This window comes from Streptomyces sp. NBC_01515, assembly GCF_045040345.1.
Taxonomy (GTDB): domain Bacteria; phylum Actinomycetota; class Actinomycetes; order Streptomycetales; family Streptomycetaceae; genus Streptomyces.
Genome location: NZ_CP109416.1, coordinates 4,177,604 through 4,191,768, shown reverse-complemented (window position 1 = coordinate 4,191,768; position 14,165 = coordinate 4,177,604). Strand labels below are relative to the sequence as shown.

General features: G+C 71.8%; 11 protein-coding genes. 8 read left to right on the top strand and 3 right to left on the bottom strand.

Translation table 11 applies throughout. The features are described from left to right. The first annotated feature begins 10 nt into the window (after positions 1-10). The 4 genes from OG407_RS18560 to OG407_RS18545 all read left to right on the top strand — a co-directional run bounded on the left by OG407_RS18560 (position 11) and on the right by OG407_RS18545 (position 5,606). Positions 11-3,229 carry a S41 family peptidase gene (locus OG407_RS18560; RefSeq protein WP_405859427.1) on the top strand — a complete coding sequence of 1,073 codons (3,219 nt, stop codon included), beginning with the start codon at positions 11-13 and terminating at the stop codon, positions 3,227-3,229. Between the two features lie 98 nt (positions 3,230-3,327). After that, positions 3,328-3,681, top strand: a complete 354-nt coding sequence (locus OG407_RS18555) for a histidine triad nucleotide-binding protein (RefSeq protein ID WP_327404166.1) — start codon at positions 3,328-3,330, stop codon at positions 3,679-3,681. A gap of 6 nt (positions 3,682-3,687) precedes the next feature. Next, positions 3,688-4,593 (top strand): ribonuclease Z, encoded by a 906-nt coding sequence (locus OG407_RS18550; RefSeq protein WP_405859425.1) that lies wholly within the window; start codon positions 3,688-3,690, stop codon positions 4,591-4,593. A gap of 20 nt (positions 4,594-4,613) precedes the next feature. Beyond that, on the top strand, positions 4,614-5,606 hold the full coding sequence (locus tag OG407_RS18545) for an adenosine deaminase (protein ID WP_405859423.1): 993 nt from the start codon (positions 4,614-4,616) through the stop codon (positions 5,604-5,606). On the opposite strand, the gene OG407_RS18540 is transcribed toward OG407_RS18545, so the two are convergent. Then, positions 5,570-6,916 carry an MFS transporter gene (locus OG407_RS18540; protein WP_405859421.1) on the bottom strand — a complete coding sequence of 449 codons (1,347 nt, stop codon included), beginning with the start codon at positions 6,914-6,916 and terminating at the stop codon, positions 5,570-5,572. The genes OG407_RS18545 and OG407_RS18540 overlap by 37 nt on opposite strands. Before the next feature lie 553 nt (positions 6,917-7,469). Beyond that, positions 7,470-8,252, bottom strand: coding sequence for an IclR family transcriptional regulator (locus OG407_RS18535; protein WP_405859419.1), 783 nt, complete (start codon positions 8,250-8,252; stop codon positions 7,470-7,472). 94 nt (positions 8,253-8,346) lie between these two features. Between OG407_RS18535 and OG407_RS18530 the strand changes: the two genes are divergently transcribed. The 3 genes from OG407_RS18530 to OG407_RS18520 all read left to right on the top strand — a co-directional run bounded on the left by OG407_RS18530 (position 8,347) and on the right by OG407_RS18520 (position 11,946). Beyond that, positions 8,347-9,306, top strand: coding sequence for a 5-dehydro-4-deoxyglucarate dehydratase (locus tag OG407_RS18530; protein WP_405859417.1), 960 nt, complete (start codon positions 8,347-8,349; stop codon positions 9,304-9,306). Next, on the top strand, positions 9,303-10,592 hold the full coding sequence (locus OG407_RS18525) for a glucarate dehydratase family protein (protein ID WP_405859415.1): 1,290 nt from the start codon (positions 9,303-9,305) through the stop codon (positions 10,590-10,592). Before OG407_RS18530 ends, OG407_RS18525 begins: the two co-directional genes overlap by 4 nt. Positions 10,593-10,788: 196 nt before the next feature. Further along, the gene (locus tag OG407_RS18520) at positions 10,789-11,946 is read left to right on the top strand and encodes a carbohydrate kinase family protein (protein WP_405859413.1); all 1,158 of its coding nucleotides are present in this window, start codon (positions 10,789-10,791) and stop codon (positions 11,944-11,946) included. Positions 11,947-12,047: 101 nt separating this feature from the next. On the opposite strand, the gene OG407_RS18515 is transcribed toward OG407_RS18520, so the two are convergent. Beyond that, on the bottom strand, positions 12,048-12,773 hold the full coding sequence (locus OG407_RS18515) for an FAD binding domain-containing protein (RefSeq protein ID WP_405859411.1): 726 nt from the start codon (positions 12,771-12,773) through the stop codon (positions 12,048-12,050). 325 nt (positions 12,774-13,098) lie between these two features. On the opposite strand from OG407_RS18515, the gene OG407_RS18510 reads away from it, so the two are divergent. Beyond that, positions 13,099-14,154 carry a PhoH family protein gene (locus OG407_RS18510; protein ID WP_405859409.1) on the top strand — a complete coding sequence of 352 codons (1,056 nt, stop codon included), beginning with the start codon at positions 13,099-13,101 and terminating at the stop codon, positions 14,152-14,154. The last annotated feature ends 11 nt before the right edge of the window (positions 14,155-14,165 follow it).

Genomic DNA, 14,165 nt, shown 5'->3' with positions numbered 1-14,165 from the left:
ACCTGATCAGGTGACTCAGCCCTCAGCGTCCGCAGCCCAGGCCTATCTCCGCTTCCCGCACCTGCACGGCGAGTTGGTCGCCTTCACCGCCGAGGACGACGTGTGGCTGGCGTCCCTCGACAGCGGCGGCCGGGCCTGGCGGGTCAGCGCGGAGAACGTGCCGGTGACCCACCCCCGCATCTCGCCCGACGGCGCCACCGTCGCCTGGACCTCCGCCCGCGACGGCGCCCCCGAGGTGCACACCGCCCCGGTCGACGGCGGCCCCGCCAGGCGCCTGACGTACTGGGGCAGTTCACGCACCCAGGTGCGCGGCTGGACCGCCGACGGCGAGGTCCTCGTGACCAGCGCCCACGGCCAGGCCAACCTCCGCCGCAGCTGGGCCCGTTCGGTCCCGCTGGACGGCGGACCGGCGACGATCCTCCCGTACGGCTGGGTCGGCGACGTCGCCCGCGGTGAGACGGCCACGGTCCTCCTCTCCGCCCCCATGGGCCGCGAGGCCGCCTGGTGGAAGCGCTACCGGGGCGGCACGGCGGGCAAGTTGTGGATCGACCGTGACGGCGACGGTGAATTCACGCGCCTGCACGAGGAGTTGGACGGCAACATCGAGTACCCGGTGTGGGCGGGGGAGCGGATCGCGTTCCTCTCCGACCATGAGGGCACCGGCGCTCTGTACTCCTCCCTCGCGGACGGCTCCGACCTCCGCCGGCACACCCCGCTCGACGGCTTCTACGCGCGGCACGCGTCCGGTGACGGCACCCGGATCGTCTACTCCTCCGCCGGTGAACTCTGGCTCCTGGACGACCTGGACGGTGCCGAACCGCGCCGCCTCGACATCCGGCTCGGCGGCCAGCGCATCGACCAGCAGCCGTTCCCGGTGCCCGCGGCCCGCTGGTTCGGCTCCGCGTCCCCCGACCACACCGCGCGCGGCAGCGCGGTCGCCGTGCGCGGCGCCGTCCACTGGGTCACCCACCGCTCCGGCCCGGCCCGCGCGCTCGCCGCCACCCCCGGCGTCCGCGCCCGGCTGCCCCGCACCTTCCGCGCCGACGGCGAGGAGTGGGTGGTGTGGGTGACGGACGCCGAGGGCGACGACGCCCTGGAGTTCGCCCCCGCCACCGGCCTCGCCCCCGGCGCCACCCCGCGCAGAATCGCCGCCGGACAGCTCGGCCGCGTCCTCGCCCTCACCGTGGCCCCCGACGGCAGCCGGGTCGCCGTAGGCTCGCACGACGGCCGCGTCCTCCTCGTCGAGCGCGAGACCGGCGAGGTCCGCGAGGTGGACCGCAGCGAGGACGGCGACGCCTCGGGCCTCGCCTTCTCCCCGGACTCGGCCTGGCTCGCCTGGTCGCACGCCGGCCCGCGCCCCCTGCGCCAGCTCAAACTCGCCGGCACCACCGACCTGTCGGTCACCGAGGCGACCCCGCTCCGCTTCCAGGACTACGCCCCCGCCTTCACCCTCGACGGCAAACACCTGGTGTTCCTCTCCACCCGCTCCTTCGACCCGGTCTACGACGAGCACGTCTTCGACCTCGCCTTCGTGGTCGGCGACCGCCCGCACCTGATCACCCTCGCCGCGACGACCCCGTCCCCCTTCGGCCCGCAGCGGCACGGCCGCCCCTTCGAGGCCCCCGACAAGGAGGAGACCCCCGACAGCGAGGGCCGCCCCACCACCCGCGTCGACCTCGAAGGCCTGGCCGACCGCATCGTCCCCTTCCCGGTGGAGGCAGGCCGCTACACGAACCTGCGAGCGGCCAAGGACGGAGTGCTCTGGCTGCGCCACCCGGTCCAGGGAGTCCTCGGCGCCACCCGCGCGACCCCCGAAGACCCGGACCCCAAAACGGAGTTGGAGCGCTACGACCTCGCCCAGCAGCGCATCGAGCACCTCGCCGGGGACGCCGACCACTTCGAGGTGAGCGGCGACGGCAAGCGCGTCCTGCTCTGGACCGACCACAAGCTCCGTGTCGTCCCGAGCGACCGCCGAGCCTCCTCCGAGGACGACGACAACGACACGAACATCAACGTCGACCTGTCCCGCATCCGCCAGACCGTCGACCCGGCCGCCGAGTGGCGCCAGATGTTCGACGAGACCGGCCGCATCATGCGCGACAACTTCTGGCGCGAGGACATGAGCGGCGTCGACTGGACCGGCGTCCTGGACCGCTACCGCCCGATCCTCGACCGCGTAGCGACCCACGACGACATGGTCGACCTCCTCTGGGAGGTGCACGGCGAACTCGGCACCTCGCACGCCTACGTCACCCCGCGCGGCGGCTACGGCCACGGTGAGCGCCAGGGCCTGCTCGGCGCCGACATCTCCCGTCACGAGGACGGCAGTTGGCGCATCGACCGCATCCTGCCCTCGGAGACCTCCGACCCGAACGCCCGCGCCCCGCTCGCCGCCCCCGGCGTAGCGGTCCGCACGGGAGACGCGATCCTCGCGGTGGCCGGCCAGCCCGTGGACCCGGTCACGGGACCGGCCCCCCTCCTCGTCGGCACGGCGGGCAAACCGATCGAGCTGACGATCTCCCCGGCAGCCGGCGGAGACCCGAGGCACGCGGTCGTCGTCCCCCTGGCGGACGAGGAACCCCTCTACTACCACGCCTGGGTCGCCGACCGCCGCGCCTACGTCCACGAGAAGTCCGGCGGTCGCCTCGGCTACCTCCACGTCCCCGACATGCAGGCCCCCGGCTGGGCCCAGATCCACCGCGACCTGCGCGTAGAGGTCGCCCGAGAGGGCCTGGTCGTCGACGTCCGCGAGAACCGCGGCGGCCACACCTCACAGCTGGTAGTCGAGAAACTGGCCCGCCGCATCGTCGGCTGGGACCTCCCGCGCGGCATGCGCCCGTACAGCTACCCCGAGGACGCACCCCGCGGTCCCGTAGTGGCCGTGGCCAACGAGTTCTCCGGCTCGGACGGCGACATCGTCAACGCGGCGATCAAGGCGCTCGGCATCGGCCCGGTGGTCGGCACACGCACGTGGGGCGGCGTGATCGGCATCGACAGCAGGTACCGGTTGGTGGACGGGACGCTCATCACCCAGCCCAAGTACGCGTTCTGGCTTGAGGGTTACGGGTGGGGGGTGGAGAACCACGGGGTGGATCCGGACGTGGAGGTGGTGCAGAGGCCTCAGGATTATGCGGCGGGACGGGACACCCAGCTGGACGAGGCAATCAGGCTGGCGTTGGAGTCACTGGAGACCAGTCCGGCCAAAACCCCGCCAGGCTTGCCCACCTAAGGGGCGCGGGGAACTGCGCGACCAGCCACGACGGCGCCGCACCCAACGACGATACGATGCCCCGCGTAAAGCACAGCCCAGCCTCGGAGGGAAGCCACATGTCAGGGGACCCGCAGGACGACTGCCTGTTCTGCAAGATCGTCGCAGGCCACATCCCCGCGACGATCATCCGAGAGACGTCCACCACCGTCGCGTTCCGGGACATCAACCCCCAGGCCCCGACCCACGTCCTGGTGATCCCAAGGGTCCACTACCCCGACGCCGCCTCCCTCGCCGCAGCCGAACCGGCAATCGCCGCCGACGTACTGCGCGAGGCAGGCGAGGTGGCGACCGACGAGAAGCTCGACAGCTACCGCGTCATCTTCAACACCGGCAGCGGCGTGGGCCAGACCGTGTTCCACGCCCACGCCCACGTCATGGGCGGTCGCGGCATGCAGTGGCCGCCCGGGTAACTCGCCATGTCCGTACGCGAGTTCGTGGTCCTCGGCACAGCCAGCCAGGTCCCCACCCGCCATCGCAACCACAACGGCTACCTCCTCCGCTGGGACGGCGAGGGCATCCTCTTCGACCCCGGCGAGGGCACCCAGCGCCAGATGCTGCGCGCGGGGGTCGCCGCGCACGACCTGAACCGCATCTGCGTCACCCACTTCCACGGCGACCACTCCCTCGGCCTCGCGGGCGTCATCCAGCGCATCAACCTGGACCGCGTCCCGCACCCGGTCACCGCCCACTACCCGAAGTCGGGCCGGCGCTTCTTCGACCGCCTGCGCTACGCCACGGCGTACCGCGAGACGGTGGGCATCACGGAGTCCCCGGTGTCGGAGGACGGCGTACTCGCCACCACTCCCGCGTACACCCTGGAAGCCCGCAAGCTCTCCCACCCCGTCGAGTCCTACGGCTACCGCCTCACCGAACCCGACGGCCGCCGCATGCTCCCCGACCGCCTCGCCGCGCACGGCATCAAGGGCCCGGACGTGGGCCGCATCCAGCGCGAGGGGACGATCGGCGATGTGACCCTCGACGACGTCAGTGAGGTACGCCACGGCCAGCGTTTCGCGTTCGTCATGGACACCCGCCTGTGCGCCGGGGTGCACGCCCTCGCGGAGGGCTGCGACCTGCTGGTCATCGAGTCGACGTTCCTGGACGAGGACGAGCAACTGGCCGTAGACCACGGCCACTTGACCGCAGGGCAGGCGGCCCGGGTGGCGCGGGACGCGGGCGTACGGCACCTGGTCCTCACGCACTTCAGCCAGCGGTACTCCGAGCCGGAGGAGTTCGAGCGGCAGGCGCGGGCGGCGGGGTTCGAGGGGGAGCTGACCGTGGCGCACGATCTACTCAGGGTGCCGGTTCCGAAACGGCGGTAAAACACCCGTACGATACTTCGATGCCCATTCCCAAAGCCGAACTGCACCTGCACATCGAAGGCACCCTGGAACCCGAGCTGGCCTTCGCGCTCGCGGCCCGCAACGGCGTGGAGCTGCCGTACGCGGACACCGAAGAACTCCGCAAGGCGTACCTCTTCGAGGACCTCCAGACCTTCCTGAACCTTTACTACGAGCTGATGGCCGTCCTGCGCACCGAGCGGGACTTCGAGGACCTCGCCAACGCCTATCTCGCCCGCGCCGCCGCGCAGGGCGTACGGCACGCGGAGATCTTCTTCGACCCGCAGGCGCACATCGCGCGGGGCGTGGACATGGGCACGGTGGTGGAGGGCCTGTGGCGGGCCCTGGGCAGCAGCGAGACCAACCACGGCATCTCGACCCGCCTGATCCTCTGCTTCCTGCGCGACGAGTCCGCCGACTCGGCCCTGCGGACCCTGGACGCGGCGAAGCCGTACCTCGACCGGATCACCGGCATCGGCCTCGACTCGGCCGAGGTCGGCCACCCGCCGGTGAAGTTCCGCGAGGTGTACGAGGCCGCCGCCGCGCTGGGCCTACGACGCGTCGCGCACGCCGGTGAGGAGGGCCCGCCGGCCTACATCACCGAGGCGCTGGATGTTCTGGGGGTCGAGCGCGTGGACCACGGGCTGCGGTGCATGGAGGACGAGGAGCTGGTGGAGCGGTTGGTGCGCGACCGCATCCCGCTGACGCTCTGCCCCCTGTCGAACGTCCGGCTGCGCGCGGTGGACGTCCTCGCCGAGCACCCCCTCCCCGCCATGCTGGACGCGGGCCTGCTCTGCACGGTCAACTCCGACGACCCGGCCTACTTCGGCGGGTACGCGGGCGACAACTTCGACGCGGTACGTGAGGCACTGGGCCTGACCGAGGACCGGTTGCGCGAGCTGGCCCGGAACTCCTTCGTCGCGTCCTTCCTGGAGGACGACGAGGAGCGGCGGGGTCGTTATCTGGCCGAGGTGGAGGCGTACGAGTTCTCGTAGGTCGGCGGTGACTCTGCGGGCCGGTGGGGGCTGGTCGCGCCCCGCGGCGGAGCCGCACATCGACACAGCCCCGCGCCCCTGGGGGCCTGGGCCTGGGCCTGTGTCGATGTGCGGCTCAGCCGCCGGTCGCCGTGGCCGCCTGCCGGGGTGCCCCCGCGCCGTCGTACCGTGCCCGGCACCAGCAGCCGGCCGCCGGTGTGGAGAGCGACCCCGGTCATCGGTACCGCGATCACGACCAGCCCCACCGCGAGGATCGTGCCCATCGCCGGGAACCCGGCCCGCGCCGACAGCACGCTGCCGACCAGGGGGCCCGCCGCCGTACCCAGCGACGAGGCCGAGCCGACGAGGACGGCCCAACGGCCGCGCGGATCAAGGGAGGCGGCGAGGCCGAGGACGTAGGACAGGACGATCGGGTAGAGGGTGTTCCAGGCGATCTCGCCGGTCGCGAACGTCCTCAGGTCGTGCGCGGACGCGCTGAGCACGATGCAGCCCGCGATGAGCGCCGTCCCCGCCCCGATCGGCACCGCGCGCCCCAGCCGGGCCCCGAGCGCGCCCGCGCCGATCACGCCCACCAGCCCCGTGCCGAGCGCGATCGCGAAGACCGCGCCGACGGTGACCTCGGAGAGGTGGGCCTGGTTGATGCCGATGCGGCCGCTGACGCCCCAGAGGGAGTTCTGGGCGAGGGACCAGCACGACAGGGTGCCGGCGAGGACCAGTCCGGCGCGGCGGTGGGGGAGTCCGGCGGTCTTCACGCGCGTGTGCGCCGTCGTCGTACGGACCGGGAGTCGTCCGGTCAGTGGCCATACGGCGAGTGCGGTGAGCGCGATCGCGGCGAGCGGCTGGCCGTGGCCCGCGCCGAGGTGCGGGACCGTCAGATAGACGGCGCCCGCGAGTGCCGACACGCACAACAGGCCGAGCGTGGAGGCGCGGTGGGGGTCCCGTTCGGCGGCGATCCCGGACGCGGCGACCGTGGTGGCCGTACCCGAGCCGAATCCGCCGACCACCGCGCCCGCGATGACCGCGGGGACGGCGTGGGTGAGGGCGGCCGAGCCGTACCCGAGAACGGCGAGGGCGAGACCGATCCGCGCGAGCGTGCGCGGCCCGACCCGGTCGACCCGCGAGGCGAGCAGAAACCCCGCCGCGGCCGAACTCAGCAGCAGCGCACTGCCGACGGCACCGGCCTGCGTGGCGGAGAGCGACAGCCCCGCGTCGAGCCTGCCGACGGTGGTGGGGAGGAGGTAGGGGGCTAGATACCCGGCCGTGAAAAGGGCGACGAGGGGCCAGGGTGTGGTGGTGCTGCGGGCGGACACGGGCGTTCCCAGGGCATGCGAAAGAAGCGGCTCAAAAAGGGGATTGGGCGACGACCGTCGACGGACAGGAACGCGCGGCCAATTTGTATCAAGCACGCGGTTCACGAAAGAAGGGCGGGGGGTGTGATCTGGGGCACGTTCAGTTTGGCGTTGGGGGGACCGGGTAAACGAGCGCCCAATTCCCGGTGCCGGGGGCGTCATTCGGCCTGCCTGGCACGTCTCGGCGCAGGCCAGCGGGCCAGCGGGCTCAGTTCGGCGGGGAGGTCTCGGCGCAGGCCGGCGGGTCGATAGGTCAGCACGCTCGGTTCAGCAGGAAGGTCTCGGCGCAGGCCGGAACGCTCGGCTGGTCCGGTGCCTTCAGCTCCGGTGCCTTTCGGCTTCCGCGCCTTTCGCTCCGGTGCCTTCGCCTCCCGCGCCTTCAGCTCCCGTGCCTTTCGCTTCGGTGCCTTTCAACACAGGCCCGCAATTTTCAGCCCGTCCGGCGTTTGAGGACGAGGCCCCTTCAGGGCCGATGGGGGTCTGGGGGCGCAGCCCCCAGAGGGCGCGCCCACTACTACCGCCAGTGCACCGCTCCACCCGCCGCAGCCGACGACCCCTCGATCTTCGCCCGGATCTCCCGCATCACGGCAACGATCTGCCCTTCGTGCCCCGGCGTCAGCCGAGCCACCGGAACCGAGCAACTGATCGCGTCCAGCGGCGGGTTGTCGTAGCGCAGGGCGAAGCCGAAACCGACGATCCCGACGACGCCCTCCTCGCGGTCGATCGAGTAACCCCGGGCGCGGATCGAGGCGAGGTCGGCGGCCAACGCGTCCCGGGACGTGTGGGTGTTGGGCGTCGCGGCCTCGTACGGCGCGGGCGGCAGCTCGGCGTCCGGGCGCTCGGCGAGGAGCGCCTTGCCCAGGGCGCCGACGTGGGCCGGGAGCCGCCGCCCCACCCTGCTGATGGTCCGCAGGTACTCGTGCGACTCCCGCGTCGCCAGATACGCCACGTCCCGCCCGTCCAGCCGCCCCAGATGGATCGTCTCGCCGAGCGCCTGGGACGCCTCGTCGAGATACGGCCGTACGACCCGCACGCGCGGGTCGGAGTCCAGATAGGTCGTGCCGGTGAGCAGGGCGTGGATACCGATGCCGTAGAGCGAGCCGGTGATGTCGGTGCGGACCCAGCCGTGTGCGATCAGGGTCTGGAGGAGGGCGTACATGGAGCTGCGCGGCACGCCCAGCTCGTCGGCGAGTTCCTGGAGGCGCGCGGGACGGTCGCCGCGCGCGGCGAGCAGTTCGAGCAGCTCGACCGTACGGGCGGCGGACTTCACCTCGCGGACGCCACCGGGCTCTGACATGGGGCGATGTTAGCGAGCGCGGGCGCCCCATTGACGGTCGAGGTTCGTGTATCTAACCTCTGTCTTCATACATGGATAACGTCTACATAGGGAGATGGCCCAAGTGAACGGCGAAACGGAGACCACGGAGACCGTGGTGCGCAGGCTCCGGGACGGGATGGCGGGCGGCGTGCTCTCCTTCCCGCTCACCTCCTTCCACGACGACGGCTCCCTCGACCCCGACGGCTTCCGCACCCATGTCGCGGCCCGGATCGCCACCGCCCCCGGCGCCGTGTTCCCCGCCTGCGGCACCGGCGAGTTCTTCTCGCTGGACGAGGACGAGTACCGCACGGTCGTCACCATCGCGGTGGAGGAGGCGGCCGGCCGCGTCCCCGTCGTCGCCGGAGTCGGCTACGGCTGGGCACAGGCCGCCCGCTTCGCACGCATCGCGGAGGAGGCCGGCGCCGACGCGCTCCTCGTCCTCCCGCACTACCTCGTCGCCGCCCCGCAGGACGGCCTGGTGGCGCAGCTGGAGCAGCTCGCCGCCCGCACCCGACTCCCGCTCATCGCCTACCAGCGCGGCCAAGTCGCCTTCACCGCAAGCTCGTTGAAGCGCATCGCGGCGATCCCCGGCGTCATCGGCCTCAAGGACGGCCACAGCGACCTCGACCGCCTGCAACGCCTCACGCTCGCCGCCCCCGAGGGCTTCCTGTTCTTCAACGGCGCCTCGACCGCCGAGATCCAGGCCCGCGCCTACGCCACGGTCGGCGTCCCCGCGTACTCCTCGGCCGTCCACGCCTTCGCCCCCGAGATCGCGAACGCCTTCTTCACCGCGTTGACGGACGGCGACGACAAGACCGTCGAGCGGCTGCTGCGCGACTTCTACGTCCCGTTCGTCGAACTCCGCGACCGGGTACCGGGATACGCCGTGTCGCTGGTCAAGGCGGCGGCCCGACTGCGCGGCCAGCCGGTGGGACCCGTGCGCGCCCCGCTCACCGACCCCTCGGCCGCCGACCTGGCCGAGCTCACGACCCTGCTCGCCACCGGACTCGACCTCGTAGGAGCCGCGCTGTGAACCTCACCATCGCCGACGTCCGCCTGACCCCGATCCTGGTCGCCGACCCGCCCCTCCTGAACACCCAGGGCGTCCACCAGCCCTACACCCCGCGCCTGATCGTCGAGATCGAGACGGCCGACGGGATCACCGGCCTCGGCGAGACCTACGGCGACACCAAGTACCTGGAACTGGCCCGCCCCTTCGCCGAGAAGCTGACCGGCCGTCAAGTCAGCGACCTGAACGGCCTGTTCACGGTCGCCGACGAGCTGGCCGTCGACAGTTCGCGGATCTCCGGACAGGTCGACGTCGGCGGCCTGCGCGGTGTCCAGACCGCCGACAAGCTGCGCCTCTCCGTCGTCTCCGCCTTCGAGGTCGCCTGCCTCGACGCCCTCGGCAAGACGCTCGGGCTGCCCGTACACGCCCTGCTCGGGGGCAAGTTGAGGAACGCGGTCGAGTACAGCGCGTACCTGTTCTACAAGTGGGCCGACCATCCCGAGGGCGTCGCGAGCGAGAAGGACGACTGGGGTGCCGCGATCGACCCGGCCGGAGTCGTCGAGCAGGCACGGAAGTTCAAGGAGCGGTACGGCTTCACCTCCTTCAAGCTCAAGGGCGGGGTGTTCCCGCCCGACGAAGAGATCGCCGCCGTACGGGCGTTGGCGGCGGCCTTCCCCGACCACCCCCTGCGCCTCGACCCCAACGGCGCCTGGTCCGTGGAGACTTCGCTGAAGGTGGCGAAGGAACTCGGGGACGTCCTCGAATACCTGGAGGACCCGGCGCTCGGCACCCCCGCGATGGCCGAGGTGTCCGCCGGGACCGACGTGCCGCTCGCCACCAACATGTGCGTGACGACGTTCGCCGAGATCGAGGAAGCCTTCACGAAGGACGCCGTACAGGTGGTGCTCTCCGACCACCACTACTGGGGCGGACTGCGCAACACCCAGCAACTGGCCGCCATCTGCCGCACGTTCGGCGTCGGCATCTCCATGCACTCCAACACCCACCTCGGGATCAGCCTCGCCGCGATGACCCACGTCGCGTCGACCGTCCCCAACCTCCACCACGCCTGCGACTCCCACTACCCCTGGCAGTCGGAGGACGTCCTCACCGAACGCCTCACCTTCACCGACGCCAAGGTCACCGTCTCCGACGCCCCCGGCCTCGGTGTCGAACTCGACCGCGCCAAGCTGGAGTTCCTGCACCGCCGCTGGCTCGACGACGACGGTGCGCTGCGCGAACGCGACGACGCGGCCGCGATGCGCGTCACCGACCCGGAGTGGGTCACGCCGTCGATGCCGCGCTGGTAGGAACCGGGTGACCGGATCCGGACGCGTGCGGTGCGGTGTCCGCGGGCGGGGCGGCACCGGCCGCGGCACGCACCGTAGAGCCCGGACCTGCGGTTGCCCGACACCGGTGCGACGGGCGGGTCCGGAGCGGGAGCCGCCCCCACGCGCGCGTGGTGGTGCACACTGGCCTGATCCGTATCACGTCAGGGAGCGCACCGTGACCGCGTCCAACGCGTCCACCGGAAAGGGACCGTCGTCCCGCAGCGAAGGGCCGTCCTGCGGGGTCGATCCGCTGGCCGGGCTGCGGGCGGCGGACGATCCGCCCTGGGACGTGTATCTCACCGGCACCGTCTTCCTCGACATCATCTTCACCGGGCTCGAATCCGCCCCGGTGCGCGGCACCGAGTCCTGGGCACGCGGGATGGGGTCGAGCCCCGGTGGAGTCGCCAACATGGCGACCGCGCTGGCCCGTCTCGGGCTGCGGACCTCCCTCGCCGCGGCCTTCGGTGACGACCACTACGGCGAGTACTGCTGGGACGCGTTGCAGCAGGGGGAGGGCATCGACCTCTCCGCCTCCCGGACCGTGCCCGGCTGGCACTCGCCGGTCACCGTGTCGATGGCGTACGAGGGTGAGCGCACGATGGTGTCCCATGGGCACGAGCCGCCCCCCGAGGTCGTGTTCGGCCAAGGGGGCGCACCGGACTGCCCGCCACGCGCGCGTGCCGCCGTCGCCTCGCTCACCCCCGGCAAGCAGGCTCCCTGGGTCGCCCAGGCCGCGAGCGAGGGCACCCGGATCTTCGCCGACGTCGGCTGGGACGACACCGGCGCCTGGGACCTCGCCGGCCTCGCCGACCTCGCGCACTGCGAGGCGTTCCTGCCGAACGCCGAGGAAGCCATGCGCTACACCGGCGCCGACTGCCCCCGCGCCGCCGCCCACGCGCTCACCGAACACGTACCCCTTGCCGTCGTCACCCTCGGCGCGGACGGCGCCTACGCCGTCGACCGGCGCACCGGGGAGTCCGCCGAGGTCCCGGCGATCGCCGTCGAGGCCCTCGACCCCACCGGCGCGGGCGACGTCTTCGTGGCCGGTTTCGTCACCGGCACCCTGGCCGGCTGGCCGCTCGCCGACCGCCTCGCCTTCGCCGGACTCACCGCCGCCCTCTCCGTCCAGGAGTTCGGCGGCTCCCTCTCCGCGCCGGGCTGGTCCGAGCTCGGCGCCTGGTGGCGCAAGGTGCAGTCGGTCGAGGGCCAGGACCCGACGGCCCTGAACCGGTACGCGTTCCTCGCGGGACTCGTACCGGCGGAGCAGGGCAGCGGCAGCCCGTGGCCGCTGCGGCGCGCGGTGCCGACGATCGGGTTCGGCCGGTCGGCCTAGGCGCGGCGATGAGCGGCGATGAGGGTCAATGAGGGGCATGGCGGCCGGGCACTCGTCGCCTGTCCCGGAGCCCCGGAGTCCCGGAGGCGAACCGTTCCCGCTCAGCGGGCCGCCGCACGCTCCAGCACGCCGGTGACCTCTTCCCGTACCGCCTCGAAGACCGCCTCGGGCAAGGTGCCGAGCGGTGTGAGCGCCAGGGCGCCGACGATCCGGGCGGCATCCGTGCCGTAGGGAACGGTCTCGCTGAGCACGTCGTAGCCGTCCCGCACCGCGACCCGCAGGACGCGCGCCTCCGTGCCCTCCGCCGCGCCCACCGCCACCGCGACCACGAACGGCACCTCGCCCCGCAGCACACCGGTCAGCTTGCGGTAGCCGCTGGCGACCGGCTCCGGCCAGCGCAGACTCAACAGCACCGGCCGCTTCGCGAGCAGCTCGGCGAGGTCGGTCTCGACGGGACCGTCCGGCTCCAGGACCACCGCGCGGGCGTCCAGCACCAGCGCGGCGGGCAGCAGACAGCGCAGCGTGCTGCCGACGATGTTGCCGCCGACGGTCGCGGTCCGCCGTACGGCCCCGGTCCCCACGCCCGCCGCGGCCCGCCGCAGCACCTCCGGCACCCGCTCGTCCATCTCGTGCAGCAGTACGGCCGCGCCCAGCGTCCCGTCCCCGATCACCTTCGCCTCGGGCAGCTCCCGCAGGGACACCGCCTGCTCGGGGAACCCGTCCCGTTGCCAGGAGGCCCACACAAGCGTCGCCCCGCCGACGGGCACCGCCCCTTCGGCCAGGCACTCCTGTGCTTCGGACACGGACGTGGGCAGACGCACGAACACAGCGGCCGACCTGCTTTCCCTGTACGGCCCGGCGGTGGGAGCCACGGCCCACCGGCCGGATCTCCTGCTGACACTTGGCTGACGCAGCACATTGTCCGTACAAGCGAGGGGGCGCGAACAGGGCTCACGGCGGCACCTCGCGCGCCTCCCCTGCGCCGGACACGCTCCCGGAGCAAGCCGGGACAGGCCCGGATTTCGTGGCCCGACGGTCACCGAAAAGCCCTACGGCGTTGTCAGTGGCCCGGCGTACCCTGGAATCACCAGGCCGCCCTTGTGGCGGGCGAGTCTTTTCGAGGAGGACGAGCAAGGCCTACAGAGCCGGCCCATGACTCAGACACCCACAGCTCACACCCCCGCGCAGGAGCAGGCGAAGGCACGGTTCACCGTCCCCGCCCAGCATCCGATGGTCACCGTCCTGGGGTCCGGAGACGCCCTCCTGCGCGTGATCGAGAAGGCCTTCCCGGCGGCCGACATCCACGTCCGGGGCAATGAGATCAGCGCGGTCGGCGACGCCCGCCAAGTCGCCCTCGTCCAGCGCCTGTTCGACGAGATGATGCTGGTGCTGCGCACCGGGCAGCCGATGACGGAGGACGCAGTGGAACGCTCGATCGCCATGCTGCGGGCGAGTGAGAACGGGGATGGTCCCGAGGAGACACCGGCCGAGGTGCTCACCCAGAACATCCTGTCCTCGCGAGGCCGCACGATCCGCCCCAAGACCCTCAACCAGAAGCGGTACGTCGACGCGATCGACAAGAACACGATCGTCTTCGGCATCGGCCCCGCCGGCACCGGCAAGACCTACCTCGCCATGGCCAAGGCGGTCCAGGCCCTGCTGGCCAAGCAGGTCAGCAGGATCATCCTCACCCGCCCCGCGGTCGAGGCGGGCGAGCGGCTCGGCTTCCTCCCCGGCACCCTCTACGAAAAGATCGACCCGTACCTGCGCCCCCTGTACGACGCCCTGCACGACATGCTGGACCCGGAGTCGATCCCGAAGCTGATGGCGGCGGGCACGATCGAGGTGGCACCGCTGGCGTACATGCGTGGTAGGACGCTCAATGACGCCTTCATCATCCTGGACGAGGCCCAGAACACGAGCCCCGAGCAGATGAAGATGTTCCTCACCCGGCTCGGGTTCGAGTCGAAGATCGTGATCACCGGTGACGTGACGCAGGTCGACCTGCCGAGCGGCACGAAGTCGGGGCTGCGGCAGGTGCAGGACATCCTGGAGGGGCTCGACGACGTGCACTTCTCCCGCCTGTCGTCGGCGGACGTCGTACGGCACAAGCTGGTCGGCCGTATCGTCGACGCGTACGAGCAGTACGACAGCGAGAACGGTACGGAGAACGGCACCCACAAGGGTGCCCGTGACAAGCGGAAGTAGATCAGCACGAC

Excerpts from the sequence above, each read along its gene's own strand:
- OG407_RS18530 (WP_405859417.1), top strand. The coding sequence starts at position 8,347 with ATGGCCCAAGTGAACGGCGAAACGGAGACCACGGAGACCGTGGTGCGC.
- OG407_RS18535 (WP_405859419.1), bottom strand. The coding sequence starts at position 8,252 with ATGTCAGAGCCCGGTGGCGTCCGCGAGGTGAAGTCCGCCGCCCGTACG.
- OG407_RS18555 (WP_327404166.1), top strand. The coding sequence starts at position 3,328 with ATGTCAGGGGACCCGCAGGACGACTGCCTGTTCTGCAAGATCGTCGCA.
- OG407_RS18545 (WP_405859423.1), top strand. The coding sequence starts at position 4,614 with ATGCCCATTCCCAAAGCCGAACTGCACCTGCACATCGAAGGCACCCTG.
- OG407_RS18550 (WP_405859425.1), top strand. The coding sequence starts at position 3,688 with ATGTCCGTACGCGAGTTCGTGGTCCTCGGCACAGCCAGCCAGGTCCCC.
- OG407_RS18510 (WP_405859409.1), top strand. The coding sequence starts at position 13,099 with ATGACTCAGACACCCACAGCTCACACCCCCGCGCAGGAGCAGGCGAAG.